Origin of the sequence: Rhodococcus sp. UNC363MFTsu5.1 (assembly GCF_000686785.1) — a bacterium.
Lineage (GTDB): Bacteria > Actinomycetota > Actinomycetes > Mycobacteriales > Mycobacteriaceae > Rhodococcus_G > Rhodococcus_G maanshanensis.
This window is the reverse complement of the sequence record NZ_JMLO01000001.1, coordinates 212,416-239,184: the sequence shown is the minus strand read 5'-3', so window position 1 is coordinate 239,184 and position 26,769 is coordinate 212,416. Positions and strand designations below refer to the sequence as shown.

Annotated in this window: 28 protein-coding genes; 11 read left to right on the top strand and 17 right to left on the bottom strand. The window is 70.5% G+C overall.

Features of this window, described 5'->3' with window-relative positions:
- Position 1 precedes the first annotated feature (1 nt).
- From BR31_RS0101185 to BR31_RS0101175, 3 genes are read left to right on the top strand one after another with little or no spacing between them, the layout of a single operon-like run.
- Positions 2-1,207: an ABC transporter ATP-binding protein gene (locus BR31_RS0101185; RefSeq protein WP_081830259.1), complete on the top strand. Its 1,206-nt coding sequence runs from the start codon at positions 2-4 to the stop codon at positions 1,205-1,207.
- Positions 1,204-2,109 (top strand): 2-aminoethylphosphonate ABC transporter permease subunit, encoded by a 906-nt coding sequence (locus BR31_RS0101180; protein ID WP_027499332.1) that lies wholly within the window; start codon positions 1,204-1,206, stop codon positions 2,107-2,109. The genes BR31_RS0101185 and BR31_RS0101180 overlap by 4 nt, the downstream gene beginning before the upstream one ends.
- Positions 2,084-2,869 carry an ABC transporter permease subunit gene (locus BR31_RS0101175; protein WP_027499331.1) on the top strand — a complete coding sequence of 262 codons (786 nt, stop codon included), beginning with the start codon at positions 2,084-2,086 and terminating at the stop codon, positions 2,867-2,869. The genes BR31_RS0101180 and BR31_RS0101175 overlap by 26 nt, the downstream gene beginning before the upstream one ends.
- Before the next feature lie 62 nt (positions 2,870-2,931).
- On the opposite strand, the gene BR31_RS0101170 is transcribed toward BR31_RS0101175, so the two are convergent.
- Entirely contained in the window at positions 2,932-4,560 is a 1,629-nt protein-coding gene (locus BR31_RS0101170; protein WP_027499330.1) for an AMP-binding protein, read from the bottom strand.
- Positions 4,561-4,661: 101 nt separating this feature from the next.
- On the opposite strand from BR31_RS0101170, the gene BR31_RS0101165 reads away from it, so the two are divergent.
- The 3 genes from BR31_RS0101165 (at position 4,662) to BR31_RS0101155 (ending at position 7,848) form a co-directional block, all read left to right on the top strand.
- Positions 4,662-5,528: a helix-turn-helix transcriptional regulator gene (locus tag BR31_RS0101165; RefSeq protein ID WP_027499329.1), complete on the top strand. Its 867-nt coding sequence runs from the start codon at positions 4,662-4,664 to the stop codon at positions 5,526-5,528.
- 42 nt (positions 5,529-5,570) lie between these two features.
- Positions 5,571-6,992: an APC family permease gene (locus BR31_RS0101160; RefSeq protein ID WP_027499328.1), complete on the top strand. Its 1,422-nt coding sequence runs from the start codon at positions 5,571-5,573 to the stop codon at positions 6,990-6,992.
- Between the two features lie 85 nt (positions 6,993-7,077).
- Positions 7,078-7,848, top strand: coding sequence for a nuclear transport factor 2 family protein (locus BR31_RS0101155; RefSeq protein ID WP_027499327.1), 771 nt, complete (start codon positions 7,078-7,080; stop codon positions 7,846-7,848).
- Here BR31_RS0101155 and BR31_RS0101150 read toward each other — a convergent pair.
- The 7 genes from BR31_RS0101150 to BR31_RS0101120 form a co-directional block, all read right to left on the bottom strand.
- Positions 7,826-8,536: a hypothetical protein gene (locus BR31_RS0101150; RefSeq protein WP_027499326.1), complete on the bottom strand. Its 711-nt coding sequence runs from the start codon at positions 8,534-8,536 to the stop codon at positions 7,826-7,828. The genes BR31_RS0101155 and BR31_RS0101150 overlap by 23 nt on opposite strands.
- A 150-nt stretch (positions 8,537-8,686) precedes the next feature.
- On the bottom strand, positions 8,687-10,489 hold the full coding sequence (locus tag BR31_RS0101145) for a penicillin-binding transpeptidase domain-containing protein (RefSeq protein WP_027499325.1): 1,803 nt from the start codon (positions 10,487-10,489) through the stop codon (positions 8,687-8,689).
- A gap of 106 nt (positions 10,490-10,595) precedes the next feature.
- Positions 10,596-11,432: a GNAT family N-acetyltransferase gene (locus tag BR31_RS0101140; RefSeq protein WP_027499324.1), complete on the bottom strand. Its 837-nt coding sequence runs from the start codon at positions 11,430-11,432 to the stop codon at positions 10,596-10,598.
- Between the two features lie 66 nt (positions 11,433-11,498).
- The gene (gene ispG, locus BR31_RS0101135) at positions 11,499-12,659 is read right to left on the bottom strand and encodes a flavodoxin-dependent (E)-4-hydroxy-3-methylbut-2-enyl-diphosphate synthase (RefSeq protein ID WP_027499323.1); all 1,161 of its coding nucleotides are present in this window, start codon (positions 12,657-12,659) and stop codon (positions 11,499-11,501) included.
- A 43-nt stretch (positions 12,660-12,702) separates the two neighbouring features.
- Positions 12,703-13,932, bottom strand: a complete 1,230-nt coding sequence (locus BR31_RS0101130) for a M50 family metallopeptidase (protein WP_027499322.1) — start codon at positions 13,930-13,932, stop codon at positions 12,703-12,705.
- Positions 13,933-13,938: 6 nt separating this feature from the next.
- Positions 13,939-15,087 (bottom strand): 1-deoxy-D-xylulose-5-phosphate reductoisomerase, encoded by a 1,149-nt coding sequence (gene dxr / locus BR31_RS0101125; RefSeq protein ID WP_156042324.1) that lies wholly within the window; start codon positions 15,085-15,087, stop codon positions 13,939-13,941.
- Between the two features lie 79 nt (positions 15,088-15,166).
- The gene (locus BR31_RS0101120; RefSeq protein ID WP_027499320.1) at positions 15,167-15,973 is read right to left on the bottom strand and encodes an NmrA family NAD(P)-binding protein; all 807 of its coding nucleotides are present in this window, start codon (positions 15,971-15,973) and stop codon (positions 15,167-15,169) included.
- Between the two features lie 46 nt (positions 15,974-16,019).
- Here BR31_RS0101120 and BR31_RS27105 point away from each other — a divergent pair, with 46 nt between their 5' ends.
- On the top strand, positions 16,020-16,565 hold the full coding sequence (locus tag BR31_RS27105) for a DUF1990 family protein (protein ID WP_051636857.1): 546 nt from the start codon (positions 16,020-16,022) through the stop codon (positions 16,563-16,565).
- A 68-nt stretch (positions 16,566-16,633) separates the two neighbouring features.
- Entirely contained in the window at positions 16,634-16,900 is a 267-nt protein-coding gene (locus BR31_RS0101110; RefSeq protein WP_223263706.1) for a DUF2631 domain-containing protein, read from the top strand.
- A gap of 70 nt (positions 16,901-16,970) precedes the next feature.
- Here the strand turns inward: BR31_RS0101110 and rlmN are convergent, their stop codons facing one another.
- Entirely contained in the window at positions 16,971-18,080 is a 1,110-nt protein-coding gene (rlmN, locus tag BR31_RS0101105; RefSeq protein WP_027499318.1) for a dual-specificity RNA methyltransferase RlmN, read from the bottom strand.
- Between the two features lie 93 nt (positions 18,081-18,173).
- Between rlmN and BR31_RS27100 the strand changes: the two genes are divergently transcribed.
- Both BR31_RS27100 and BR31_RS0101095 read left to right on the top strand, forming a co-directional pair.
- A complete protein-coding gene (locus tag BR31_RS27100) occupies positions 18,174-18,566 on the top strand; it encodes a lipopolysaccharide assembly protein LapA domain-containing protein (RefSeq protein WP_037175176.1) in 393 nt (130 codons plus the stop codon).
- 99 nt (positions 18,567-18,665) lie between these two features.
- On the top strand, positions 18,666-19,508 hold the full coding sequence (locus BR31_RS0101095; RefSeq protein ID WP_051636855.1) for an HpcH/HpaI aldolase/citrate lyase family protein: 843 nt from the start codon (positions 18,666-18,668) through the stop codon (positions 19,506-19,508).
- A gap of 3 nt (positions 19,509-19,511) precedes the next feature.
- On the opposite strand, the gene BR31_RS0101090 is transcribed toward BR31_RS0101095, so the two are convergent.
- From BR31_RS0101090 to rpsB, 7 genes are all read right to left on the bottom strand, one after another.
- Entirely contained in the window at positions 19,512-19,865 is a 354-nt protein-coding gene (locus BR31_RS0101090) for an iron chaperone (protein WP_027499316.1), read from the bottom strand.
- Positions 19,866-19,910: 45 nt separating this feature from the next.
- The gene (locus tag BR31_RS0101085) at positions 19,911-20,615 is read right to left on the bottom strand and encodes a class I SAM-dependent methyltransferase (protein ID WP_027499315.1); all 705 of its coding nucleotides are present in this window, start codon (positions 20,613-20,615) and stop codon (positions 19,911-19,913) included.
- 16 nt (positions 20,616-20,631) lie between these two features.
- Positions 20,632-21,495 carry a phosphatidate cytidylyltransferase gene (locus tag BR31_RS0101080; protein WP_051636854.1) on the bottom strand — a complete coding sequence of 288 codons (864 nt, stop codon included), beginning with the start codon at positions 21,493-21,495 and terminating at the stop codon, positions 20,632-20,634.
- Positions 21,495-22,052, bottom strand: a complete 558-nt coding sequence (gene frr / locus BR31_RS0101075; RefSeq protein ID WP_027499313.1) for a ribosome recycling factor — start codon at positions 22,050-22,052, stop codon at positions 21,495-21,497. Before frr ends, BR31_RS0101080 begins: the two co-directional genes overlap by 1 nt.
- A 37-nt stretch (positions 22,053-22,089) precedes the next feature.
- Complete coding sequence (pyrH, locus tag BR31_RS0101070) at positions 22,090-22,833, bottom strand: UMP kinase (protein ID WP_027499312.1); 744 nt, start codon at positions 22,831-22,833, stop codon at positions 22,090-22,092.
- Positions 22,834-23,037: 204 nt separating this feature from the next.
- Positions 23,038-23,862: a translation elongation factor Ts gene (gene tsf, locus BR31_RS0101065; RefSeq protein ID WP_027499311.1), complete on the bottom strand. Its 825-nt coding sequence runs from the start codon at positions 23,860-23,862 to the stop codon at positions 23,038-23,040.
- Positions 23,863-23,951: 89 nt separating this feature from the next.
- Positions 23,952-24,809, bottom strand: coding sequence for a 30S ribosomal protein S2 (gene rpsB, locus BR31_RS0101060; protein WP_027499310.1), 858 nt, complete (start codon positions 24,807-24,809; stop codon positions 23,952-23,954).
- 274 nt (positions 24,810-25,083) lie between these two features.
- Here rpsB and BR31_RS0101055 point away from each other — a divergent pair, with 274 nt between their 5' ends.
- The gene (locus tag BR31_RS0101055; protein ID WP_027499309.1) at positions 25,084-25,581 is read left to right on the top strand and encodes a M23 family metallopeptidase; all 498 of its coding nucleotides are present in this window, start codon (positions 25,084-25,086) and stop codon (positions 25,579-25,581) included.
- On the opposite strand, the gene BR31_RS0101050 is transcribed toward BR31_RS0101055, so the two are convergent.
- Complete coding sequence (locus BR31_RS0101050; protein ID WP_442970183.1) at positions 25,578-26,513, bottom strand: MinD/ParA family ATP-binding protein; 936 nt, start codon at positions 26,511-26,513, stop codon at positions 25,578-25,580. The two genes, BR31_RS0101055 and BR31_RS0101050, sit on opposite strands and share 4 nt — an antisense overlap.
- Between the last annotated feature and the right edge of the window lie 256 nt (positions 26,514-26,769).

The following is a 26,769-nucleotide window of genomic DNA, read 5'->3' as shown; positions in this document are numbered from 1 at the left end:
CATGAGGAAGATCAACACCGGGCAGGCCTGGCCGAGAATCGGATCGGCTCCGACGAGAACGGCCGAATCCGGCATCCTCGGGGCCACCGACTACTCCGCTCCCGCCATCACCTTCGACCGCGTCAACGTGGCCTACGGGCGGGGCAGGAACGCCACCCGGGCGTTGATCGATTTCAACCTGCGGGTGTCCCCGGGAGAGACCGTCGCTCTCCTGGGGCCCAGCGGGTCCGGCAAGTCCACCGCCCTCAAGGCGCTGGCCGGCTTCACCCGGCCGGTCTCGGGCTCGGTCCGGCTGGCGGGCAGGGACGTCACAGATCTGCCGCCCGCCAAGCGTGGCATCGGCGTGGTCGTGCAGTCGTACGCGCTGTTCCCACACATGAGGGTCTCGGAGAACGTCGCGTTCGGCCTGCGCTCGCATCGCGTGCCCCGCGCGGAAATCGGCACGCGGGTCGCCGAGGCACTGGAGATGGTGGGGATGTCCGCCTACGGCAAACGACTGCCCCGCGAGCTGTCCGGCGGGCAGCAGCAGCGGGTCGCCATCGCGCGTGCCCTTGCCATCCGTCCGAAGGTACTGCTGCTCGACGAGCCGCTGGCCGCGCTCGACGCCCAACTCCGGCAGAGCATGCTGGCCGAGCTGCAACAGCTCCGGGCGGCCCTGCCGGACACCGCGATGCTCTACGTGACGCACGACCAGAGCGAGGCCCTGGCGCTCGCCGACCGGATCGCCGTGATGCGCGACGCCCGGCTCGTCGACATCGACACCGCGGAGAACCTGTGGAAGCGGCCGCCGAGCAGTTTCACCGCGGCCTTCCTCGGCGGCGCGAACCTGCTGCCCTGCACCGTGACCCGGGTGATCGGCACCTCGGCCCTGGTGTCGGTCGGCGGCACACCGGTCACCGCGCACGCCCCGCGGCCTGCCATCAGCCCGACCGAGTGGGAGTCCGACGCCGGGGCCCTGCTCTGCGTGCGCCCGCACGCGATCACCCTCACCTCGCCCACCGAGCGCGGCGCGCTCCCGGGACGGGTCACCGCCAGCGTCTGGCGCGGCTCGACAACCAGGCACACCGTCGTGCTCGCCGCCCTGCCCGACGCCCTGCTCGAGGTGGACGTGACCGGGCACGACGAACGACCGGCGGGAACCGCTGTCGGCGTTCGTATCCCGGACCAGGGTGCGGTGCTCGTCCCCGCACCGGGGCAGGCGTCATGACCGCGGTCCTCGATCCGGTTCGCGTCGATCCCCCGCCGGTCCGGCCCGAGCCGAGCCGGTGGCGGTCGGTGGCCTTTGCGCTGCCGCCGCTGCTGCTGGTGCTGGGCTTCGCGGTCTACCCGATGGCCCGCGTACTGGCCGAGTCCACGGTCACCGACGAGGGCAGGGGGCTGTCCACCTGGACGGAGGTGCTCGCGTCCGCGCAGTTCCGGAACGCGTTGTGGCGCACGATCGAAATCGCGGTCGCCTCCACGCTGGGCTGCCTGGTGCTGGGCACCTTCCTCGCGCTGGTGCTCGCCTTCGTGCCCTTCCCCGGGTCGAGGGTGGTCGGCCGGCTGATCGACACCATCCTGTCGCTGCCCTCGTTCCTCATCACGCTGGCGTTCACGTTTCTGTACGGAACCGCTGGCGCGGTCAATGCTCTCCTCGCCCGGCTCACCGGCGCCGACGCCGGACCGCTGAACTTCGTGAACACCCCGCTCGGCGTGATCGCCGCCGAGATCACCTTCTTCACCCCGTTCGTGGTGCGGCCGCTGCTGGCCGCGTTCACTCAGATGCCCCGCGAACAGCTCGATGTCGCGGCAAGCCTCGGCGCCTCCCCGCTGCGGGTGCTGCGGACCGTTGTGATGCCGGAGGCCTGGCCCGCGCTGATGGCGGGCGGCTCGCTGGTCCTGCTGTTGACGCTCAACGAGTTCGGCATCGTGCTGTTCACCGGGGCCAAGGACGTCGTGACGCTGCCGGTGCTGATCTACACCCACGGCATCGTGACCTTCGACCTGCCGGGCGCCGCGGTGATCGCGAGCGTCCAGGTGGTGCTGTCGCTGTCGCTGTACTGCGGCTACCGATTCCTGTTCAACCGACTGCTTGGAGGCCGCCGTGCTGCTGTGGACCACGCGCGCTAGGGCGTTGGCCCTCGCCCTCTTCGGCGTCGTGGTGGTCGTGGTGTTCGTGGCCCCCATCGCCACCGTCGTCGCCGCGGCGCTCGCCGGGGCCTGGACCGGGCCGCTGCCGTCGAACCTCGGCCCGAAGAACCTCGCCGCCGCGCTCTCCGACGAGAACCTGGCCAGCCTCACCGTCAGCCTGCAGACCGCGTTCATCGCGGGCGCGCTGGCGTTGTTCGTCGGAACGTGGGCGGCACTGGCGGCCCGCGAGGCGCCCGGCTGGCTGCGCAAGACCACCGACGCGGTGTTCCACCTGCCGATCGCGGTGCCGTCGGTGGCGATCGGGCTGGGTCTGCTGATCGCGTTCAACGCCGAGCCGCTGCTGCTCGGGGGCACCAAGTGGATCGTGATCCTCGCGCACACCGTGCTGGTGCTGGCGTTCGCCTTCAGCGCGGTGTCCGCGGCGCTGGACCGGCTCGACCCGGCCTACCGGCAGGCCGCCGAGTCGCTCGGCGCCGGACCGACGCGGGTGCTGCTGCGGATCACCCTGCCGCTGCTGCTGCCCGCGCTCGGTGCGGCCGCGGGCCTGGCGATCGCGCTGTCGATGGGCGAGCTCGGCGCGACCATCATGGTGTACCCGGCGACCTGGAAGACGCTGCCGGTGACCATCTTCGGGCTCACCGACCGCGGCCAGGTGTTCCTCGCCGCCGCCGACACCACCCTGCTGCTGGCCGTCACCCTGGTCGCCCTGCTTGCGGTCGGACGCATCCGCAGGCGCTGACGCGCCCGTGAGTCCTTCTGGTCCGTAAGGGGGCCAGAAGGACTCACGGGCGGCGGAGCCGCCTATCCCTGGCGGAGGAGGTAGCGCTGCACCTTGCCGCTGGGGGTCTTCGGCAGCGACGGCACGAAGTGCACGGTCCGCGGGTAGGCGTGCGCGGCGAACTTCTTCTTGACCAGGGTCTGCAGCTCGGCCTCGAGCTCGCCGGTGCCCTCGGTGCCCTCCCGGAGCACCACGAAGGCCTCGAGCACCTCGCCGCGCAGTTCGTCGGGCATGCCGACGACGGCCGCCTCGATCACCTGCTCGTGCATGACCAGGACGCTCTCCACATCGAAGGGCCCGATGCGGTAGCCGGCCATGATGATCACGTCGTCGTCGCGCGAGGAGAAGAAGAAGTGGCCGTCCTCGTCGGTCTTGCCCGCGTCGCCGGTGATGTACCAGCGGCCGTCCGCGCTGAACCGCTGCGCGGTCTTCTCCGGGGCGTCGACGTAGCCGGTGAACCACATCAGCGGGCTGGCCTGCGTGTCGATGGCGACGCGGCCGGGGGTGCCCGCGGGCGCGACCTCGTCCGCGTCGTCGAGCAGCACGGCGCAGCTCCAGCCCGGCAGCGGCCGGCCCATCGAGCCGGGCCGCACGTCCTCACGCAGGCCGTCCGCCCACGCGTTGACGATGAACATGCCGTGCTCGGTCTGCCCGTAGTGATCGCGCACCTCGACACCGAGTGCGCTCTGCGACCAGGCCACCACGTCGGGGGTGAGCGGCTCGCCCGCCGAGGACGCGCGGCGCAGCGACAGCCCCTCGGGTACCGGACTGGTGTCGGCGCGCAGGCTGCGGTAGACGGTCGGCGCGGCGGCGAAGTTGGTGACGCCGAACTTCTCGATGATCTGCCAGGTGAGCGGCGCGGAGAAGCCCGAGTGCAGCAGCAGGCTGCGGGTGCCGGCCGCCAGCGGACCCAGCAGCGCGTAGTACAGCCCGTAGGCCCAGCCGGGGTCCGCGGCGTTCCAGAACACGTCGTCGGGGCGGACGTCGAGGCCGAACTCCTGGTAGGCGTGGAACGAGGCCAGCGCACGCACCGGCACCGGCACGCCCTTCGGGGTCCCGGTGGTGCCGCTGGTGAACAGCTGCACGAGCGGGCCGTTGCCGCCGACCGCGACCGCGGCGCCCGCCGCGTCGTCGGCGGTGTGCGCCCCGAGCAGATCGGCGAACCGCAGCTGGTCCTCGGACTCGGGCTCGCCCGCCGCGACGATGACCCGCCAGGGCGCGTCGGCCGGGATGTCCTCGCCCGGCGCGAGCTTGGCGAGCTGGTTCTGATCGGACACCACGAACTTGGCGCCGCTGGAGTCGAGCCGGAACGCGATAGCAGGGGACGCGAACGCGGTGAACAGCGGCACGTGCACCGCGCCGCGACGCCAGATGCCGAGCAGCGCGATGACCAGCTCCGCGGACTTGCCCATCAGCGTCGCCACGCAATCGCCGGGCTCGACACCGAGCTCCGCCAGCGCGGCCGCGAACTTGGTCGATTCCGCCCGCAGCTCGCCGTAGCTGAGGTCACGCGAGGTCAGATCGCCCTCGATCACCGTGAACGCGACGTCGGTGTCGGGGTGCCGGTCACACAGCAGGTCCGCGGCGCAGGCCTGCGGCGTGTCGTACTGCTCCAGCAGCTCGCGCACCCGCGAGGTGGCATCGGTGCCCATGGTTTGCTCCTTCAACAGCGGTCCGGCAGACACCGGACTTCTCCATGGCCCTATGATCTAGCTCACAAACAACACGCACCACCCCCGGAAAGGGGTAGTCCATGCTCTCCCGCACCCCACCCCTGCTGCGGCCCCGCGACGGCGACGCCCTGCGCGCTGAACTGCGCGCGGTCGCGGGACGGGCGAACGTGCCCGTGCTGTTCGGCGGCGAGGTCTCCGCGGGCACGCTGCACCTGACCGAGTTCTTCGGGACCAGGACCAACGGGCTCAAGGGGCTGGTCATCCCCCCGAGCTCGGGCCTGGGCGGACGGGTGGTGCTGCAGCGTCAGCCGGCCTCGGTGCCCGACTACGGCAGCGCGATGTCGATCACCCACCACTACGACCGGCCCGTCCTCGGCGAGGGCATCCGCTCGGTGCTCGCGGTCCCCGTCCTGGTCGACGGCGCCTCGAGGGCGGTCCTCTACGCCGCGGTCCGGGAATCCATGCCGATCGGCGACCGCACCGCCGAGATCCTGGTGCAGGCCGGACGCCGACTCGGCACCGAGATCGCCATCCGCGACGAGGTGGACCGCCGCCTGCAGATGCTCGGGGTGCTCGACAGCAACAAGGGCAACGCGAGCGCGGCAGTGGCCGAGGGCATCCGGGATGCCCACGCCGAGCTGCGCGGGCTCGCCCAGTCGGTGCCCGACGGCCCGCTCCGTGGACGGCTGCGCGCGGTGTCCGAGAAGCTGGCGGCGCTGGTCAACGACGAGGTGGAGGGCGGCGACACCTCGGTCACGCTGTCTCCCCGCGAGCTGGATGTGCTCGCCCACATCGCCCTCGGCTGCACAAACAACGAAGTGGCCCACCGGCTCTCGCTCCAGCCGGAGACGGTGAAGAGCTATCTGCGTGCCGCGATGGGCAAGCTCGACGCCCACTCACGGCACGAAGCGGTGGTCGCTGCCAGGAGGTTGGGTCTGCTTCCGTAAGCACCGCGGCCGGTCCGGCCGCCCGCACCGAGGGGATGCGCAATGACGAAACCACCAGCCGCCGTGAGCGAATCGCAGGACGAACCGACCCTCAAGCGGGTGATGGGCCCGTGGCTGCTGCTGCTGTTCATCGTCGGCGACATCCTCGGCACCGGGATCTACGCCCTGACCGGGCAGGTCGCCAACGACGTCGGCGGCGTGGTGTGGCTGCCCTTCCTCGTCGCCTTCGTTGTCGCGCTGATCACCGCGTTCAGCTACCTCGAACTGGTCACCAAGTACCCCCAGGCCGCCGGTGCCGCGCTGTACACCCACAAGGCCTTCGGCATCCAGTTCTTCACCTTCATGGTGACGTTCGCGGTCATGTGCTCGGGGATCACCTCCGCCGCGACCGCCTCGCGCGCGTTCGCCGCCAACTTCGCCGAGGCCTTCGACCTGGACGTGCGGACAGGGGTCGGGATCACGCTGATCGGCATCGTCTTCATGATCGCGGTGGCGGCGGTCAACTTCCGGGGCGTCGGCGAGTCGGTCAAGCTGAACGTGCTGCTGACCTGCATCGAGCTGTCCGGCCTGCTGATCATCGTCTTCATCGGCATGTGGGCGCTCGGCATCGGCGAGGGCGATTTCTCGCGGGCGGCGACCTTCGACACCGGCGACCGGTCCGCGCTCGGTGGCGTCATCGCGGCCACCACCCTCGCCTTCTACGCGATGGTCGGCTTCGAGGACTCGGTGAACATGGCCGAGGAGTGCAAGGAGCCGAGCCGGATCTTCCCGAAGGTCCTGCTCATCGGCCTCGTCTCTACCGGCGTCATCTACATGCTGGTGTCGGTCACGGCGATCGCCCTCGTGCCGGCGGACGAGCTCGGCGAGGGAGACACCCCGCTGCTCAAGGTCGTCCAGGCGGGCGCACCGGGCTTCCCGATCGGGATCTTCGCCTTCATCACCATGTTCGCGGTCGCCAACTCGGCGCTGATCAACATGCTGATGGCCAGCCGGCTGCTGTACGGCATGAGCCGTCAGCACGTGCTGCCGCCGCAGCTCGGCAGGGTGCACCGCACCAGGCGGACCCCGTACATCGCGATCGGGTTCACCACGCTACTGGCGCTGGGACTGATCACGATCGTCGGCGAGGTGCCCCAACTCGGCGGCACCACCGCGCTGCTGCTGCTGTGCGTGTTCACCGTCGTCAACGTCGCCGTCCTGGTGCTGCGCAAGGACACGGTGGACCACAAGCACTTCCGCGCGCCGACCGTGCTGCCGATCATCGGCGCGATCAGCTGCGCCTTCCTGGCGACACCGCTCACCGACCGCGATCCCGCGCAGTACAAGATCGCGGGCGTGCTGCTCGCTATCGGTGTGGTGCTGTGGTTCGTCAACAACCTGGCCAACAAGAAGCTGGGCGTGAAGGCCGAGCTGCACCCTGAGTTCCTCGGCGAGGAGGGCGTGCCGCCCGGTCCGATGAACTGAGCGGTCACGGCGAAAGAATCTAGAACAAGTTCTACCTTTCCTGGCATACTCCGATCGACCGTCCGACGCCGATCCCAGGGGTGCCATGTCCGCGAATCCGTCCACCGACGACCTGCTGGCCCTTGCGCGCTCCTCCCCGACGGCCGTCGCCGTGCACGACAGGGCCGCGTGGCTCGGCCTGTTCGCGCGCGAGCACATCATCGAGGACCCGGTCGGCGGTCGCCCCGTGCTCGGCGGCCTCTACGACCGGAAGTCGGGCCGACGCGGCGGCGACGCGCTCGGCCGGTTCTGGGACACCTTCATCGCGCCCAACGACATCAGCTTCGACATCGAGAACGAGGACATCGTCGACGGCCTGCACGTGGTCCGCGACGTCACCATCGAGACCCGGCTCTCGGCCGGGGTCGTGGCCAGGGCGCCGATGCACCTGCTCTACGAGGCCACCCTCGACGACGGCGAACCGCGGATCCGCCGGATCGCCGCGCACTGGGAGGTGACGCCGATGTTCGCACAGGTGGCAGGCGTCAGCCCCGAGCGGTTGACGGTCGCCGCCTCGATGAGCGCACGGATGCTGCGTCTGCAGGGTCTCGGCGGCACGCTCGCCTTCGGCAAGGCCGCGCTGAGCGTGGGCAAGAAGGGCAAGGACGCGGTCCGGCGACTGCTCGATTCGGCGCAGCGCGGCGATGCCGATGCGCTGAAGATGCTCGGCGGCAACGTGATCACCGACCTGACCAAGGTGATCGCCGCGGGCGACGCGGTCACCGCGACCGGGACCGTTGACGGCGCGCACGCCGTGCTGTTCGCCTACCTCGACCGCCGGACGATGCAGGTGGTCAGCGCCGACGTCTACCGCTGAACCAACGGGGCCGACGGAACAACTCGTCCGCCATCGGCTCGTCCACGGCGCGGATGCGCATCTCGGCCTCCTGCCCACACCACCCGGACCCGAGGTGCCGCACCGACACGCACACGCCGGTCTGCAGGTCGAGCCGCACCACCGAGTCCGCGGTCGGCACCCACGGGTCGGGATCGAGCTCGCCGTTGCCGGAGAGCAGTGCGCAGCACGTGCAGCGCGGGTCGTACTGCGGCGTCGGGCGCACGTGCGCCTGCCACGCCGGCCGGCCGTGGTGCGACACCGCCTCCACGGCCAGCACGTCGACACCCTCGGTGAGTTCGGCGGGGTCGAGTAGCGCCACCCAGAAGTAGTCGTCGTGGAAGGGCGGGTCATAGTCGATCGCAAAGTCGTCCGGGCGCGCCGCCACGAGCCCGTCCGCGTCGTAACCCGGCTCGACGTCGGCCGGCCAGACCCGAGCGAGCGGCACGCCGCCGCTAACGCTGTACGCGACCGCCACCGGGCGGTCGCGGCCCGTCGTGACGTGAACCCGACCGTCGCCGTCCTCGACCCGCAGGTGGTCCGGCCGCCGGATCCAGGCGTGCTCGAGATCGTCACGGTCCAGGTCGAACTCGAGCGTCGACCAACGCCATGGGGACGATCGCGCGAGTGCGCGGAATCGCTCGACGGTGGGGGCCAGATCGGTGTTCACACCCCGAGTCTGGCGCCTCCCCAGCGACGGGGCCATCGATTTTCCGGCGCTCGGTACCCACCGACGGCCGAGCCGTCAGTACCCACCGACGGCCGAGCCGTCAGTACCCACCGACGGCCGAGCCGTCAGTACCCACCGACGGCCGAGCCGTCAGTACCCTTCCGGCAGCGCCGTGAACATGTCCCGAGTCACGGCGACGGCGTTGTCGGAGCTGCCGCCCCTGACCACGAGCGTCGCGAACGCGATGTCGCCGCGGTACCCGACGAACCAGGCGTGCGAGCCGCCGTCGACCTCGGCCTCACCGGTCTTGCCGTAGATCTCGCCCTGGTCGGCGATCCGGGTGGCGGTACCGCTGGTGACCACGTCGCGCATCATCCCGCGCAGGCCGTCGACCATCTCCTTGCTGATGGGCGGGTGGGCGCCCGCGATCTTGGTTTCCTCTCCCGAGATCAGCGTCGGCACCGGCGTCGACCCGTTCGCGATCGTCGCGGCCGCCAGCGCCATGCCGAAGGTGCTCACCACCACCTTGCCCTGCCCGAAGCCGTCCTCGGTGCGCTGCACCAGTTCCGATGCGGGCGGGACGGATCCGGAATCTGTCGGCAGGCCGGGCACGTCGTAGTCGGGCCCGATGCCGTAGCGCGCGGCCGCCACCGTCAGGGCGTCGGGCGCCATCTCGCTGGCCAGCTTGGCGAAGGTGGTGTTGCACGAGCGCGCGAACGCGGTGCTCATCGGCACCGTGCCCAGCGCGAACTCGTTGTAGTTGGGCACCGACCGTTCCCCGATCACGATCCGACCCGGGCAGCCGACGGGGGTACCAGGCTCGGCGAGGCCGTTGTCGATGGCCGCGCCCGCGGTGATGATCTTGAAGGTGGAGCCGGGCGGGTACAGGCCCGTCGTCGCGACCGGGCCGTCCTTGTCGGCGGCCTTGTTCTGCGCGACCGCGAGGATCGCGCCGGTCGACGGCTGCAGCACCACCATCATCGCCTGCTCGGCCCGCGCGTTGACCGCGTTCTGCGCGGCCACCTGGATGGGCCGGTCCAGGCTCACGGAGAAGGACGGTGCCGGTTGGGGTTTGGTCTCGGTGAGCACATCGATGTCCACACCGTTCTTGTTGACGGTGACCACGCTCCAGCCGGCCTTGCCGTCCACCTCGTCGATGACCCGCTTCTTGACCTGGCCGATCAGGTCGGGGGCGAAGCCGCGGTCGGTGGAGACCAGGTCCGCCTCCTCCGAGACCGTCACCCCGGACAGGCCGCTCAGCGCGGCGGCGACCGTCTCGTAGTCCTCCTGCCGCAGGCTCGCCACCAGGTAGGCGCCGCTGACCGAGGTCGCCGACTCCACGATCGACTGCGGGGTGAGGGTCGGGTCGAAGGGCTCCAGCGCGGTGGCCAGCGCGGTCGCGACGGCGGTGGGGTTGCCGGAGTCCTTGGCGTTGAACTTGATCCGCTCGATGGTCCCCGGCACGAGCACGTCCGAGCCGGCCCGCTCGTTCACCCGGGCCCGCGGCGCCGGGGTGGCCCGCAGCGTCATCGTCTGGGTGTCGCCGAGCTTCGGGTGCAGGTCGGTGGCGCTCCACCGGACCGCCCACTCCCCGTTCTTCCGCCCCATCTGCAGATCGCCGCTGTAGGTCCACACCCGGTCCTTCGGCAGATGCCATTCGTAGGTGTAGCCGACGGTCGCGGTGTCGCCGTCCACCCGGACCGATCCCGTCGTCGCGGTGAGGGATTCGGCCTGCAGGCCCTCCCAGGCGGCATCGATCGCGGGCTGGGCGTCCGCGGGCCGGTCGGACAGCGCGGCGGCCCGCTCGGACTCCCGGTCGGCCACGGCGTCGAGGAACTCCTGGGCTGCCGGTTCGGGGCCGGCCGGTTTCGGGGTGCACGCGACCGCGCCGAGCACGAGGGCGCCCGTGACGACGAGCGAGGAGAGGATGCGGGGTGCGGCGGTGGAGATCATCGCCTGCCATCGTAGGTCGGCTCACCACCCAGCCCGGGAAGGCACCCGCACCGTGAGCGCTTTTCACCCCGATCGGGGTACGAATGGCGCACGGGCGGCGGAGCCGCTAGTCCAGCAGGACCGTGGAGAACATGCCGACCTGGGTGAACCCGATGCGCTGGTAGGTCCGCCGCGCCTGGTGGTTGAAGCTGTTCACGTAGAGGCTCGCGGTGCGGCCGGACGCCACGACCGCCGCCGCCACCGCGGCGGTGCCTGCCGCGCCGAGACCGTGGCCCCGGTACCGAGGATGCACCCACACACCCTGGATCTGGCCGACCTGCGCGGACATCGAGCCGACCTCCGCCTTGAAGGTCACCTCCTCGCCGTCGAACCTGGCCCAGGCCCGGCCAGCGGCGATCAGGCCCGCGACCCGGCGACGGTAGCCGCGGCCACCGTCGTTCGAGCGCGGGTCGACCCCGACCTCCTCGATGAACATCGCGATCGCGGCCGTGAGGTACGGCTCGAGCTGATCCATCCGCACCGGACGCACGTACGGATCCGGCGCGACGACGGGCGGCGCCGAGAGGGCGAGCAGGGGTTGCTCGGCGCGCACCTCGCGCGCCGGACCCCAGTCGGTCTCGAGCATCTCCCACAGCGGCAGTGCCAGCTCGCTGCGGCCGACCACCGACGAGCACATCCTCGGTCCCCGGCACGCCCGGTCCGCGAAGGCCCGCAGGTCGTCGAGGTCACCGCGCAGGGGAACCATGTTCGCGCCCGAGAAGCACAGCGACTCGGCCGGCCCGCCCCGGCTCCAGAGCTCGCCGTTGATCGCCCGCGGATCGATCCCGAGGTCCTGGATCCGAGCCGCGACCATGCACGAGGCGATCGGATCGGCGTCCAGCACACGCAACACGTGCACCCTGTCGCGCGCACCGAGCTGCCTGGCGCCGAGCAGTTTGAGCACCGAGTCACCCCCGGGTCGGGTCGTCGGGATTCGAATTGTCTGGTGATCCCACGATACGTGCGAGCGTCAGCTGACGGTAACGACCGGGGATCCCGATGCGGATTGATCCTCGCCGAACTCCTCCGCGATCCGCATCGCCTCCTCGATCAGTGTCTCCACGATCATCGCCTCCGGCACCGTCTTGATGACCTTGCCCTTGACGAAGATCTGACCCTTGCCGTTGCCGGACGCGACCCCGAGGTCGGCCTCGCGGGCCTCGCCGGGACCGTTGACGACGCACCCCATCACGGCCACGCGCAGCGGGATCTCCATGCCCTCGAGACCGGCGGTCACCTGCTCGGCGAGGGTGTACACGTCCACCTGGGCGCGCCCACAGGACGGGCAGGACACGATCTCCAGCTTGCGCGGACGCAGGTTCAGCGACTGCAGGATCTGCGTGCCGACCTTGATCTCCTCGGCGGGCGGCGCGGACAGCGAGACCCGGATGGTGTCGCCGATGCCCTCCGAGAGCAGCGCACCGAAGGCGACCGCGGACTTGATGGTGCCCTGGAACGCCGGGCCCGCCTCGGTCACGCCGAGGTGCAGCGGGTAGTCGCACTGCGCGGCCAGCTGGCGGTACGCCTCGACCATGATCACCGGGTCGTTGTGCTTCACCGAGATCTTGATGTCGCCGAAGCCGTGCTCCTCGAACAGGCCCGCCTCCCACAGCGCCGACTCGACGAGCGCCTCCGGGGTGGCCTTGCCGTACTTCTGCATCAGGCGCGGATCGAGCGAACCGGCGTTGACGCCGATCCGGATCGGGATGCCCGCGTCGCCCGCGGCCTTGGCCACCTCGGCGACCCGGCCGTCGAACTCCTTGATGTTGCCTGGATTCACCCGCACCGCCGCGCAGCCGGCGTCGATGGCGGCGAAGATGTACCGCGGCTGGAAGTGGATGTCCGCGATGACCGGGATCTGGCTCTTCTTCGCGATCGTCGCCAGCGCGTCGGCGTCCTCCTGCCGGGGGCAGGCCACGCGCACGATGTCGCAGCCGGACGCGGTCAGCTCGGCGATCTGCTGGAGGGTGGCGTTGACGTCGTGCGTCTTGGTGGTGCACATCGACTGCACCGACACCGGGAAGTCGCTGCCGACCCCGACGGATCCGACCTGGAGCTGTCGGGTCTTGCGGCGCGGCGCGAGGACGGCGGCCGGGCCTTCTGGCATGCCCAATCCGACGGGGCTGGTCACGTGGATGCCTTCTTTCGTAGCGTCAGGACAAGTTTAGCGAGCACTAGAAGATCTTGATCGGGTTCACGATGTCCGCGGTCAGCGTGAGCAGCATGTACGCGCCACCCAACGCGATGACCACGTAGGTGATCGGCATCAGCTTCATGTAGTTGACCGGTCCACCCGCTGGCAGTCCGCGGCGCGCGCGGATCGAGTCGCGGATCTTCTCGTAGATGGTCACCGCCATGTGCCCGCCGTCGAGCGGGAGCAGCGGCAGCAGGTTGAAGATGCCGAGGAAGAAGTTCAGCGTCGCGAGCAGGCCGATGAACAGGTCGACGTAGCCGCGTTCGGCCATCTGACCGCCGATGACCGAGGCGCCGACCACGCTGATCGGGGTCTCGACGTCGCGTTCACCGCCGGTGACGGCGGTCCACAGGTCGGCGACCTTCGACGGCATCTGGACCAGGGCGTCGACGCTGCGGACGAAGACGTCGCCGGTGTAGACCACGCTGCCCGGGATCGCGGACAGGGCCGAGTACTCGAGGAAGGTCGGCGGCGCCTTGATGCCGATCGCGCCGACGTCCCTGGAGACGGGCGGCAGCGGGTCGCTGTTGGTGGAGTCCGGATTGTTGACCCAGCGCTGCGCCTGCTGCACCTGCACGTCGATCACCTGGGTCTCGCCGTCCCTGTCGACGGTGAACTCCGCGGTGCCCGACAGTGGCTGCGTCGCCTTGACGACGTCACCGAAGGTGGAGGTCGGCGTCCCGTTGACCGCGACGACCACGTCGCCCGGCAGGATGCCCGCCTGCTGCGCGGGCCCCTCGCCGGTGCAGTCCGCCAGCTTGTAGTCGCCGTCCTTGCCGGCCTGCGTCGGCGCCACGCAGGTGACACCCTCCACGACGGCCCTGGTCTCGGTGTTCGGCAGGCCCCAGCCGACGGCCTGGATGTAGACCAGCACGAAGCCGAGGATGAAGTTCATCGCGATGCCGCCGGACATGACGACCAGGCGCTTCCACGTCTTCTGCTTGTACATCGCGCGGTCGACCTCGTCGGGCGCGAGCTCGTCGTGCTGGGTCATGCCTGCGATGTCGCAGAAGCCGCCAGCGGGGATCGCCTTGAGTCCGTACTCGGTCTCGCCGCGGCGGAAGGAGAAGATCTTCGGTCCGAATCCGATGTAGTAGCGGCGGACCTTCATCCCCAGCGCGCGGGCGGTCCACATGTGACCTGCCTCGTGCAGCGCGATGGAGATGGTGATGCCCAACGCGAACAGCACCACACCTATGACGAACACCATGCGGCTCTAGTCCTCCTGCTTGACGAGCTCGTGTGCCCGTGCGCGCGCCCACGCGTCTGCGGCGAGCACATCCTCCACGGTAGCCGGTGGCGCGGTCCACTCGTCGCCACCAGCGAGGACGCGTTCGACGGTGCGCACGATCGCCGGGAACCGGACGGTCCCATCGAGGAACGCCTGCGCGGCGATCTCGTTGGCCGCGTTGTAGACCGCGGTCAGGCAACCGCCGCCCTTGCCCGCGGCCCTTGCCAGGTCGACGGCCGGGAACACCGACGAGTCGAGGGGCTCGAACGTCCAGGTCGCGGCCGTGGTGAAGTCGCAGGCCGCGGCCGCGCCCGGCACCCGGTCCGGCCAGCCGAGGGCGAGGGCGATCGGCAGCTTCATGTCCGGCGGGCTGGCCTGGGCGAGGGTGGAGCCGTCGGTGAAGGTGGCCATCGAGTGCACGATCGACTGCGGGTGCACGGTGACGTCGATGCGGTCGTAGTCGATGCCGAACAGCAGGTGCGTCTCGATCAGCTCGAGCCCCTTGTTGACGAGGGTTGCCGAGTTGAGGGTGTTCATCGGGCCCATCGACCAGGTCGGGTGCGCGCCCGCCTGCTCGGGGGTGACGGATTCGAGGGCGTCGGCGGTCCAGCCGCGGAACGGGCCGCCGGAGGCGGTGAGCACCAGCCGGTCCACCTCCTCGGCCCGCCCGCCGCGCAGGCACTGCGCGAGCGCGGAGTGCTCGGAGTCGACCGGCACGATCTGCCCCGGCGCGGCAGCGGCTGTGACCAGCGGGCCGCCCGCGACGAGCGACTCCTTGTTCGCGAGCGCCAGTCGGGCGCCGGATTCGAGTGCCGCGAGCGTCGGTTCGAGGCCGAGGGAGCCGACGAGCGCGTTCAGCACCACGTCCGCCTCGGTGGTGCGGACCAGTTCGGTGACGGCGCCCGCCCCGCTGAGCGCGGGGCCGTCGAGGCGGGCGGCGGCCGCCGGGTCGGCGACCGCGACCGCGTTCACCCCGGTCTCGCGGATCTGCCGGGCTAGCAGGTCGATGTTGCCGCCGCCCGCGGCCAGACCGACGACGGTGAACTTGTCGGGGTTGGCCGCGATGACCTCGAGGGCCTGGGTGCCGATGGATCCGGTGCTGCCGAGCAGGAGCACGCGCGTAGGTTCTGCCACCCGTCCATTCTTCACGACGGCACCTGAGAAGAAGCTGACAGGACACCGCCGGGGCCTCGAAGGCGATATCGGGCGCGGCCTAGCGGAAGGCGTCTGCGTTCGCGGCGACCCAGTGCGCGAAGGTCGTGGCCGGGCGGCCGGAGACCTCCTCGACGGTGGCGGTCGCCCGCTGCGGCGCACCGACCAGCGACGCGACGGCGGTCTCGAGATAGAACCGGGCGTTCGGGCCCATCACCGGCTCGAGGATCTCGACGGCCTCCTCGACGGGCACCCGGACGTACTCCACGGGCCGCCCGAGCACCGTGCCGAGTTCGTGCACCCGCTCGGCGCGCGAACCGGCCCGCGGCCCGGTCAGCTCGTAGGTCCTGCCCTCGTGCCCGTCTCCGAGCAGGACGGATGCCGCGACCCTGGCGATGTCGTCCATCGCGATCGGGGCGCTGACCACATCGGGGAACGGGTCGCGAACCTGTCCGGTGCGCCGCACCTGGTCGGCCCAGACGAGGTCGTTCTCGAGGAACTCCCCCGCCCACAGGTGCGTCCAGGCGATCCCCGACCGCTCGACCGCCGAGGTGACCGCGCCCCACCACGATTCGTGCTCCCCGGACAGGTCGACGATGTGCCGGACCCCGGCGTCGCGGGCCAGGGCCACGACCTCCTCCACGGTCTCCGGGGTCGGCGCCAGGTACATCCTCTCGACGCCCTCGAAGGCGGCAGGCAGCGACCCCGGCCGGCGCAGATAGCCCTCGGCGACCTCGACGCCGTCCGGCAGCATCGCCTTCGAGGGGTTGTTCGTCAGGGCTCGGACATCGGTCGCGCCCGCCGCCAGGAGGTGGTCGACGACCAGCCTGCCGATGTTCGCGGTGGACCCGGTCACCAGAATCGTCATGTAGTACACCGTACGGTTCATGCCGCCGCCCGGCCACCCTGACAGGATGGCGTCCGTGAACCCGGACGCGCTGCGCACCGTGCCGTTGACCTACCCCGAGGTCGGCGGCACCCGCGCCGCCCTGCCGGACAGGTACCACCACGTGCACGAGAGCGCCGTCATCGGCGTCGGCGCCGAGGACTTCGAGCGGGCCGAACACGTGCTGCTGCACTGGGACATGCACCGTCGCGCGGGCCTGCGCGTCCGGTCCACCCACGAGGAGGCCGTCGAGGGCGCCGTCGTGATCCTGCGGCTGGGACCGGGTCCGCTGGCCGTCACGGCGCCGTGCCGGGTGGTGTACCGGATCGACGAGCCGCGGCGGTCCGGCTTCGCATACGGCACCCTGCCCGGACACCCCGAGCGCGGCGAGGAACGCTTCGCGATCGAGCTCGGCGACGACGGCCGGGTGCGGGTGGTGATCGACGCGTTCTCGACCGGCGGCAGCGCACTCGCCCGGATCGGCGGACCGGCGAATCGGGCGGTGCAGCGGTGGATCACGCGCCGCTACCTCGGCGCGTTCACGCGCACCGCGCGGACGCGCCGACCCAGCTAGGTACGACGCACGGTCGTATGCCACGATATGCAGGCACACGCACACCCGTACGAGCAGGAGGATCGACCGTGGCCACCGAGCTGGATCCCAGCGTGAACGAGCCCCTCGTCGCCGCACACGTCGACACGGCAGAAGTTCCGTCCGCAGCCTGGGGCTGGAGCGGCGAGGCGCCGCGACTGTTCCGCTTCCTTGGCTGGTTCTTCGCAGCCTTCCTGCTCGTCTACACGATCGGCAACCACGAGGGCAAGGTCGAGGACCTGTGGCTCGTCGGCATTTCCGCCGGCATGGTGTTCCTGCTCGTGCGCGACATCATCCGGCGCCGCAAGCCCCGGTAGAGAAAGAACTTTCGACAACGGCCGCGCCGCTCCACCCGGAGCCGCGCGGCCGTTGTGCTGTTCGGTGAGGTCAGTTCTCCGCGGCGAGCTGCCCGCACGCGGCGGCGATCTCCTGGCCGCGGGTGTCGCGGACGGTGCAGGACACGCCCTGCGCGATGACCCGGCGCACGAACTCGCGCTCGACGTCCTTCGGGCTCGCGTCCCACTTGCTGCCCGGTGTCGGGTTCAGCGGGATCAGGTTCACGTGCACCCGCGAGCCCAGCGCCTTGTGCAGCTTCTTGCCGAGCATGTCGGCGCGCCACGGCTGGTCGTTGATGTCGCGGATCAGTGCGTACTCGATCGACACCCGGCGACCGGTCTGATCGGCGTAGTACTTGGCGGCATCGAGCACCTCGGCAACCGTCCAGCGGTTGTTGACCGGGACCAGGGTGTCGCGCAGCTCGTCGTCCGGGGTGTGCAGCGACACCGCGAGCGTCACCGACAGTCCCTCGTCGGCCAGCTTGCGGATGGCGGGCGCCAGCCCGACCGTCGACACGGTCACCGAGCGCTGCGACAGCCCGAGGCCGTCCGGCGCGGGCGAGGTGATCCGTCGGACCGCGGCGACCACGCGCTTGTAGTTCGCGAGCGGCTCCCCCATGCCCATGAAGACCACGTTCGAGAGCCGGCCCTCGCCACCCGCGACGTCACCGTCCCGCATCGCCGCGGCCGCCGAGCGGACCTGATCCACGATCTCGGCGGTGGACAGGTTCCTGGTCAGTCCGGCCTGGCCGGTCGCGCAGAACGGGCAGGCCATCCCGCAGCCGGCCTGGCTGGAGATGCACAGCGTCGCCCGATCCGGGTAGCGCATGAGCACGCTCTCGAGCAGAGTGCCGTCGTTCGCCTTCCACAGCGTCTTGCGGGTGCTGCCGTCGTCGCAGGCGACGTGCTTGACCGCGGTGAGCAGCGTCGGGAACAGCGCCTCGCCGACCTTCTCGCGCACGGACGCGGGCAGGTCCGTCATCTTCTCGGGATCGGCCTCGAGCCGGCCGTAGTACTGACGGGCCAGCTGGTCCGCCCGGAATCCGGGCAACCCCAGCTCCTGAACGGCCGCCTTTCTGCCTTCGGCGTCGAGGTCGGCGAGGTGCGTCGGCGGCATGCCGCGACGCGGAGCGTTGAACACGAGCGGGACTGAAACGGCCATAGTGTGCTCCAGTGTCCCATCCGGCACCCGCGACATGCGAATTCTCGCCCCGATGCGCGTGCAATCACACATCCGGTGCGAAATGATCGGAGCATGGCACACAGCGACGGTCCCAACCCGGATGCCACTTCCGACCCGATCGACGACCCGCGTGGTGCGACCCAGCCGGCACCGGCGGCCGAGCCGCCGGTGGACCCCGCCCAGGCCGCCCTCGATCGGCACACCAGCCTCGGCCACACCAAGGCGGCCGCCACCTGGACCGGCCTCGTCATCGGCGTCGTGGTCCTGATCCTGCTGCTCGTGTTCATCCTGCAGAACCTCGACCAAGTCGCGCTCCAACTGTTCTTCTGGGAGTTCTCGCTGCCGCTCGGCGTGAGCCTGCTGCTCGCCGCGATCGCAGGCGCGCTGATCATGGCCCTCGCCGGCGGCGTCCGCATCGTGCAGATTCGCCGGGTGGCGAAGAAGGCCAGATCCACCAGCCGCTGACCCGGCGTGTGCGTCAGCGCACATTACTTACGCAAACTGGCTCGGCAACCCCGACGGGAGGACGATGGAAACGTCGTCCCGATCACCGGAGGAGTTGCTGTGACCATTCACGCAGAGCATCGAGGGGTTGCGGCCCCACCCGATCTCGCCCGGTCGTGGCTGCTGGTACCCGCCACCAGGCCCGAGAGCTTCACGCCGGCAGCGGAATCCGGCGTGGACGCGGTGATCCTCGACCTCGAGGACGCGGTGTCCCCACCCGCCAAGCCCGCCGCCCGCGACCGGGTGGTGGAGTGGCTGGGCCGCGGCGGCAGTGCCTGGGTCCGGATCAATGACGCCACCACGCCGTACTGGGCCGACGACCTCGCGGCCCTCGCGGCGGCACCGGGCCTGGCCGGGGTGATGCTCGCCAAGACCGAGAGCGGCAACCAGGCCGACGCGACCGCGGACCGGCTGCCCGAAGGCACCCGCATCCTCGCGCTGATCGAATCGGCGATGGGTTTGGAGGCCGCGCCCGAGATCGCCAGGGCGGACGGTGTGTTCCGGCTCGCGTTCGGCAGCGGTGACTTCCGCCGCGACACCGGCATGAGCGACGACCCGATGGCAATGGCGTACCCCCGATCCCGCCTCGTCGTCGCCAGCCGCGCGGCCAGGCTGGCCGGACCGATCGACGGCCCGACCATCAGCACGAACGAGACCGTCCTGCAACGTGATTCGGCACTGACCGCGTCGATGGGGCTGACCGGCAAGCTCTGCATGCACCCCGATCAGGCCCTCGCCGTCAATCGGGCGCTGAGCCCGAGCCAGGACGACATCATCTGGGCGCGGGAGGTGATCGCCGAGCTCGGCGAGGACGGCGAACGCGTCCGCGACGGCAGCGATCTGCCGCGCCTGGCCAAGGCAAAGAAGGTCACGGACCTCGCCAGGGCCTTCGACCTGGACTAGGACTCAGTCCAGGGCCGCGTCGATCTCCTCGCGGCGCAGGGCGACGATGCGGGTGAGCACCCGCGCGGGCAGGGGCCGGTCCGCGGAGAACCGGATCGTGCCCTTCGACAGGGAGAACCCGCCCAGCTCGGGCGCGACCGCCTCGACCACGGCCGGGCTGAACGGGAAGACCGACAGGTGCTTGGCTGCGGCGCGCACGCTCAGTAGCGGCCGACCCCGATAGCGCAACGCAGGCATGCCGTAGCTCACGCCCTCGGTCGCGTCGGGGGCCAGTTCCAGCGCGCGCACCCGGATGGCGTCGAGCAGGGACCGCTCGGGTTCCTCGAGCGTCGCGAGGTAATCGGTCAGCTCAGCCATCAGGTCATCATGCCCCGCCACCCCGTCCGGGCCCAGCAGAACGCCTCAGTACAGCAGCCCGGCGGGCGCGCGCCTGGTGTGGATCCGGTACCCGACCTCGAGCGCCAGTCCCGGGGTCTGCGCGTAGGCGCGCTGCGCGATCTTGCCGCTGAACTCGATCCCGAGCACGGCCCGCAGGGCCGCCCTGCTGTCGAACTCCCACCGTGTCCTGACCCTCGAGAGCTCGAATCCCTGTGCGGCGAAGAACGACTCGACCCTTGCCGGGTCGTAGTGCGGCAGGTCCGCGCGCATCCACTCGCCGTACGGGCCGACCGTGGCGTCCAGATCCACCACCGCGAGCACTCCCCCTGGCCGCAACACCCGCATGGACTCGGTGATGCCGGGCCCGCAGCCCGCCCCGAAGAAGTACGCGGTCCGCGCGTGCACGAGGTCAACGGAGGCGTCGGGCAGCGGGATCCGCTCGGCGGAACCGGCGAGCACCGTGACGGCATCGTCCCCGGCCGTCCGGTTCCGCGCCCGGTCGACCAGCGGTGGGTGCGGTTCGACGCCGACCACCGACCGGGCCAGCGCCGCGAACACCGGCAGGTGGAAGCCTGCGCCGCAGCCGAGGTCCAGCACGTCGCGCCCGGCCCAGTCGGCGACCCGCCGCAGCTCGGCGAACACGGCGCCGTCCGCGTCCTGGGCGCGGTTCTCCACCTCGTAGACGTCCGGCCAGTGCCAGATGTTGGGGCTCGGGATCGGTGCCGTCACGACAGCGCTCGCCCGGTCACAGCAGCGCGGTGAACACCAGCCAGGTGACGAACGCGGACGGCAGCAGCGAGTCCAGCCGGTCCATGATCCCGCCGTGTCCGGGCAGCAGGGTGCCCATGTCCTTGATTCCGAGCTCGCGCTTGACCTGCGACTCGATCAGGTCGCCTGTGGTGGCCACCAGGACCAGCACGACGCCGAGCACGACGCCGACCAGCGCGTCGGCATCGAGGATGAGGGTGACGGTGAGGACCGAGCCGATCACGCAGAAGACCAGCGAACCCGCGAAACCCTCCCAGGACTTCTTCGGGCTGATCGCCGGGACCATCGGGTGCTTGCCGAACAGCACGCCCGCGGCATAGCCGCCGACGTCGGAGCACACCACCCCGATGATCAGGCAGAAGATCCGTCCAGGACCGTCGTCCTGGCGCACCATCAGCGTCGCGAACGAGGCCAACAGCGGGATCCACGCGGCCACGAAGACCGCGACCCCGGTGTCGCGGAGGAAATTCTGCGGGGTGGCCTTCAGCCCGCCCTGCAGCAGCCGCCACAGCATGCACGCGAGCACCGTGCCCGCGAACCCGCCGAGCACGCCGGTGGTGCCGTACGGCCAGCCCAGCCAGATCGTGGCCTGCCCACCGAGCAGCAGCGGGATGAACGGGACCGCGATCCCGCCCTCCCGCAATCGCTTGGTGACCTCCCACGTCGCGACGGCCATGGCGGCCGCCACGATGGCGAAGAACAGGTTCGGGAAGTAGAGCAGCGCGACGACCAGCATCGCCCCGAGCCCGACACCGACCGCGATCGCCGCAGGCAGGTCCCGGCCTGCCTTGGCGTTCACGGCCGCGGCGGCGCCCTGGGGCGCCGAGCCTTCGGTTGACACTAAACCTCCAGCAATTCGGCTTCCTTGTGCTTCACAAGTTCGTCGATGTGCGCCACGTACTTGGCGGTGGTCTTGTCGAGTTCCTTCTCGGCGCGCCCGACCTCGTCCTCGCCCGCGTCGCCGTCCTTCTGGATGCGCGAGAGCTCGTCCATCGCCTTGCGGCGGACGTTGCGGATGGAGACCTTGGCGTCCTCGCCCTTGCCCTTGGCCTGCTTGACGAACTCGCGGCGCCGCTCCTCGGTCAGCTGCGGCACCGAGATGCGGATGATGCTGCCGTCGTTGCTGGGGTTCAGGCCCAGGTCCGAGTTGCGGATCGCGGTCTCGATCGGCCCGAGCTGCGCGGCCTCGTACGGCTTGATGATCACCATGCGCGCCTCGGGCACGTTGATGCTCGCCAGCTGCGTGATCGGGGTGATCGAGCCGTAGTACTCGATGTGGATCCGGTTGAACATGCCCGGGTTCGCGCGCCCGGTGCGGATTCCGCCGAGGTCCTCCTTGGCCACCGCGACGGCCTTCTCCATCTTCTCCTCGGCGTCGAAGAGAGCTTCATCAATCACGGTGTTCCTCCAGGCTCGGCGGGTGCGGTGGGATGGTTCATGACTTGACGAGTGTTCCGATCTTCTCACCGGCCACCGCGCGTGCGATGTTCCCCTCGGTGAGCAGGTTGAACACCATGATCGGCATCTGGTTGTCCATGCACAGGCTGAACGCGGTGGCGTCGGCGACCTTCAGCCCCTGCTCGATCACCTCGCGGTGGGTGATGTCGGTGTACATGGTCGCGTCCGGGTCCTCCCGCGGGTCCGCGGTGTAGACGCCGTCGACGGCCTTGGCCATCAGCACGACCTCGGCCCCGATCTCGAGGGCGCGCTGCGCGGCCGTCGTGTCGGTGGAGAAGTACGGCATGCCCATGCCCGCGCCGAAGATGACGACGCGGCCCTTCTCGAGGTGCCTGCGCGCCCGCAGCGGCAGGTACGGCTCGGCGACCTGGCCCATGGTGATGGCGGTCTGCACGCGGGTGGCGACGCCCTGCTTCTCGAGGAAGTCCTGCAGTGCAAGGCAGTTCATCACGGTGCCGAGCATGCCCATGTAGTCGGACCGGGACCGGTCCATGCCCCGCTGCTGCAGCTCGGCGCCACGGAAGAAGTTGCCGCCGCCGATGACGACCGCAACCTGCACGCCGGTGTTTACCACCTCGGCGATCTGCTCCGCCACCGTCTGCACCACGTCGGGATCAAGGCCGACCTCGCCACCACCGAACATCTCGCCACCGAGCTTGAGGAGAACGCGCTTGAAGCCGTCCCGTCGGGGTGCGGAATCGGTCGGTGCGGGTTCGGTCATGGCTCTCCTCGATCGTCGGTGCCGCCGTGGGCGGTGTGCGGCCAGCATGAATAGGCCACCCGGTGTTCTGGCCACAGATGACCACTCCATCCTGCCTTATCCGCCCCCGGGAACGGACCCCGGGGCCGTCGGCGCGCTCCGCACACGCAGAAAGGCCCCGCACCCGGAAACCAGGGCGGGGCCTTTCGGTGGAGCTGGTGCCGTCTAGCTGGCGCCGACCTCGAACCGCGCGAAGCGGGTGATGGTCACGCCTGCCTCGTCGAGAAGCGCCTTGACGGTCTTCTTCGAGTCGGTGACGGAGGACTGCTCGGTGAGCACGACGTCCTTGAAGAAGCCGTTGACACGGCCCTCGACGATCTTGGGGAGTGCAGCCTCGGGCTTGCCCTCCTCCTTGGCGGTCTCCTCGGCGACGCGGCGCTCGGCCTCGACGATCTCGGCGGGGACCTCGTCACGGGTCACGTACTTCGCCTTGAGCGCGGCGACCTGCATGGCGGCGGCGCGAGCGGCCTCCGCTGCTCCGTCACCCTCGCCCTGGTACTCGACCAGCACGCCAACGGCGGGCGGCAGGTCGGCACTGCGCTTGTGCAGGTAGGTCGCGACCGGGCCGTCGAACGCGACGACGCGACGCAGCTCGAGCTTCTCGCCGATCTTCGCGGACAGCGCCGCCACGAGCTCGTCGGCGGTCTGGTCGCCCGCGGAGGCGGCCTTGAGGGCGTCGAGGTCAGCAGCCTTGGCCGCGGCGGCCGCGGTGACGACCTTGTCCGCGAGCTCCTGGAACTCGGCGTTCTTGGCGACGAAGTCGGTCTCGCAGTTGAGCTCGACCATGACGCCGTCCTTGGCGACGACCAGGCCCTCGGCCGTGGTGCGCTCGGCGCGCTTGCCCACGTCCTTGGCGCCCTTGATGCGGAGCAGCTCGACGGCCTTGTCGAAGTCGCCGTCCGTCTCTGCAAGCGCGTTCTTGCAGTCCATCATTCCGGAGCCGGTGAGCTCGCGGAGCCGCTTCACGTCAGCGGCGGTGTAGTTCGCCATTGGGGGCGAGCCTCCTTGAGTGAGATTCGATGCCTGGGGTGGAGCGTGAAGTGAAGCGGCCCTGACCTTGGAAGGTCAGGGCCGAGTCACTAGGCCTGCGGGGCCTCGGCTGCGGGAGCCTCGGTCGCCTCGGCTGCGGGAGCCTCGGCTGCTGCCTCCGCCTCGGCGGCGGGGGCGGCCTGCGAGAGCAGCTCCTGCTCCCACTCGGCGAGCGGCTCGGCGCCGGCCTCGGGCTTCGCGTCGTCCGCGGAACCGCGGCCCGCGCGGGCCTGCAGGCCCTCGGCCACCGCGGAGGCGACGACCTTGGTCAGCAGAGCGGCGGAGCGGATCGCGTCGTCGTTACCCGGGATCGGGTAGTCGACCAGGTCGGGATCGCAGTTGGTGTCCAGGATCGCGATGACCGGGATGTTCAGCTTGCGGGCCTCGGAGACCGCGAGGTGCTCCTTGTTGGTGTCGACGACCCAGATGGCCGACGGGACCTTGGCCATGTCCCGGATACCACCGAGGGTGCGGTCGAGCTTGGTCATCTCACGCGTGAGCATGAGGATTTCCTTCTTGGTGCGACCCTCGAAGCCACCGGTCTGCTCCATCGCCTCGAGATCCTTGAGACGCAGCAGACGCTTGTGGACGGTGGTGAAGTTGGTCAGCATGCCGCCGAGCCAGCGCTGGTTCACGTAGGGCATGCCCACGCGGGTCGCCTCTTCGGCGATGGACTCCTGCGCCTGCTTCTTGGTGCCGACGAAGAGGACGGTGCCGCCGTGGGCAACGGTCTCCTTGACGAACTCGTACGCCTTGTCGATGTACGTGAGGGTCTGCTGCAGGTCGATGATGTAGATGCCGTTGCGGTCCGTGAGGATGAAACGCTTCATCTTCGGGTTCCAGCGACGGGTCTGGTGCCCGAAGTGGGTACCACTGTCGAGCATCTGCTTCATGGTTACGACAGCCATGGCTGTGTACCTCTTTCATAGCCGGTTGACGCAGGCGATCGGTGATCCCTGCCCTGGCGCCCACCAGCCTCCGGACCTGCACGGGTGCAGGACCAGCCGGAGGCCGTTGTTCATGCGCGGGCGCGCGAAGTCGGACTGTGCGAGCACAGACCGCATGGACAGTGTACGGGCTGGCCCCAGCAGGTCATAACCGGCGCTGTGGACAGCCGATCGGCCATCCACAGATCGTCCGGCGACGCCCCAGGTGCGCCCTGGTGTGGCCCAGGGTGGACGGATGCGGATCCTGACCGTTCTCGGATTGTGCGCCGTGGTGCTGTTCAGCGGTCCCTCGCCGGCGGCCGGCGCACCCGAGGGCTACTCCTGGCCGCTGCGCCCCCGCCCCGCGCTCGCGCGGGCCTTCGACCCACCCGAACACGACTGGCTGCCCGGCCACCGCGGCGTCGACCTGGTCGGCGCGCCCGGCCAGGCGGTGCTCGCCGCAGGCGAGGGGGTGGTGGCGTTCGCGGGCGTGGTCGCGGGCAAGCCGGTGGTCTCGGTCGATCATCCCGGCGGCCTGCGGACCACCTACGAGCCGGTCCTGGCGACGGTCGGCGTCGGCGCCCGAGTGGGGCGCGGGACACCGCTCGGCACCCTGGAGCCGGGACATCCGGGGTGCGGGACGTGCCTGCACTGGGGGCTGCGGCGGGGCCGGGAGTACCTCGACCCGCTCGGCCTGGTGCGGGCGGCGCCGGTTCGGCTCAAGCCGCTACGCGCGGACGGCGCCGGGCCCTAGCTCCACTCGGCCACGGCGTGCCTGCCCGCGGAGGCCGGGAAGTCGTCGGCGACCATCGCGGCGAGTTCGACGAAGGCCCGGCGGGTGGCGGGCCGGAGCAGGTCCAGGTCGATCTCGGCGCCCTCGGCGAGGTGCTCGTCGAAAGGCACCACCTGCACGGCGCGGCACCGGGCGAGGAAATGCCTGCTCAGCTCGTCGAGGTCGATCGTCGTCGCGCCCGGCCTGGCGGAACTGATCACCACAACCGTCCGTTCGACCAGGTGCCCGTAGCCGTGATGCTGCAGCCAGTCCAGGGTTGCCGCGGCGCTACGGGCCCCGTCGATCGCGGGCGAGCTCACCAGCACGAGTGAATTGGCAAGCTGCAGAACGCCGTTCATCGCGGAGTGCATGATCCCGGTGCCACAGTCGGTGAGGATGATGTTGTAGTACACCTGCAGGATGTCGATGACCGACCGGTAGTCGGCCTCGCTGAACGCCTCCGACATGGCCGGGTCCTGCTCGCTGGCCAGCACCTCCAGCCTGCTCGCGGCCTGCGAGGTGTGCCTGCGCACATCCGAGTAGCGCTTCAGGTTCGGCGCGTCGGCAAGCAGGTCGCGCACCGTGGAGTCGGTCTGCAGCGGAACCCGCGTCGCCAGTGTCCCCATGTCCGGGTTCGCGTCCACCGCGATCACCTGGTCCCCGCGCAGCGAGGCGAAGGTCGAGCCGAGCCCGACCGTGGTCGTGGTCTTGCCGACGCCGCCCTTGAGCGAGAGGAAGGCGATCCGGTAGTCGCCGCGGATCGGCTGTTTGATCCGCTCGACCAGGGCCTGCAGGCGAAGCTCGTCCCCGGACTGCCCGGGGTTGATGACCCCGCCGGAGAGGCGGTGCACCGCCGCGCGCCAGCCCGCGTCGGGGGTCCGGCGCGGCCGCTTGAGCAGCGCCCCGGCGACCAGGTCCCTGTTGGTGGGCTGGTGGGGCGGCGCCGGTGGGCGAACCGGCTCGGTCCAGGTCGGCTCGACCGGGGCGGGTTCGGGCGGCGACCAGGCCGGTTCGACGGCGTGGCCCGGCCCTGTCCACGGTTCCTCGGGGGCGGCGGGCGCGGCCGGCGACCATGCGGGCACGGCGGCAAGTGGCGCATCCCGATCCGCCCAGACCGGCTCCCCCGCGGGCGCGGCGGCCCCCTGCAGCCAGGCCGGCGTCGAATGATCG

Coding starts and splice junctions, on each gene's coding strand:
- BR31_RS0101185 (WP_081830259.1), top strand. CDS start 2: ATGAGGAAGATCAACACCGGGCAGGCCTGGCCGAGAATCGGATCGGCT.
- BR31_RS0101180 (WP_027499332.1), top strand. CDS start 1,204: ATGACCGCGGTCCTCGATCCGGTTCGCGTCGATCCCCCGCCGGTCCGG.
- BR31_RS0101170 (WP_027499330.1), bottom strand. CDS start 4,560: ATGGGCACCGATGCCACCTCGCGGGTGCGCGAGCTGCTGGAGCAGTAC.
- BR31_RS0101165 (WP_027499329.1), top strand. CDS start 4,662: ATGCTCTCCCGCACCCCACCCCTGCTGCGGCCCCGCGACGGCGACGCC.
- BR31_RS0101160 (WP_027499328.1), top strand. CDS start 5,571: ATGACGAAACCACCAGCCGCCGTGAGCGAATCGCAGGACGAACCGACC.
- BR31_RS0101155 (WP_027499327.1), top strand. CDS start 7,078: ATGTCCGCGAATCCGTCCACCGACGACCTGCTGGCCCTTGCGCGCTCC.
- BR31_RS0101145 (WP_027499325.1), bottom strand. CDS start 10,489: ATGATCTCCACCGCCGCACCCCGCATCCTCTCCTCGCTCGTCGTCACG.
- BR31_RS0101130 (WP_027499322.1), bottom strand. CDS start 13,932: ATGGTGTTCGTCATAGGTGTGGTGCTGTTCGCGTTGGGCATCACCATC.
- BR31_RS0101120 (WP_027499320.1), bottom strand. CDS start 15,973: ATGACGATTCTGGTGACCGGGTCCACCGCGAACATCGGCAGGCTGGTC.
- BR31_RS27105 (WP_051636857.1), top strand. CDS start 16,020: ATGGCGTCCGTGAACCCGGACGCGCTGCGCACCGTGCCGTTGACCTAC.
- rlmN (WP_027499318.1), bottom strand. CDS start 18,080: ATGGCCGTTTCAGTCCCGCTCGTGTTCAACGCTCCGCGTCGCGGCATG.
- BR31_RS27100 (WP_037175176.1), top strand. CDS start 18,174: ATGGCACACAGCGACGGTCCCAACCCGGATGCCACTTCCGACCCGATC.
- BR31_RS0101090 (WP_027499316.1), bottom strand. CDS start 19,865: ATGGCTGAGCTGACCGATTACCTCGCGACGCTCGAGGAACCCGAGCGG.
- pyrH (WP_027499312.1), bottom strand. CDS start 22,833: ATGACCGAACCCGCACCGACCGATTCCGCACCCCGACGGGACGGCTTC.
- tsf (WP_027499311.1), bottom strand. CDS start 23,862: ATGGCGAACTACACCGCCGCTGACGTGAAGCGGCTCCGCGAGCTCACC.
- rpsB (WP_027499310.1), bottom strand. CDS start 24,809: ATGGCTGTCGTAACCATGAAGCAGATGCTCGACAGTGGTACCCACTTC.
- BR31_RS0101055 (WP_027499309.1), top strand. CDS start 25,084: ATGCGGATCCTGACCGTTCTCGGATTGTGCGCCGTGGTGCTGTTCAGC.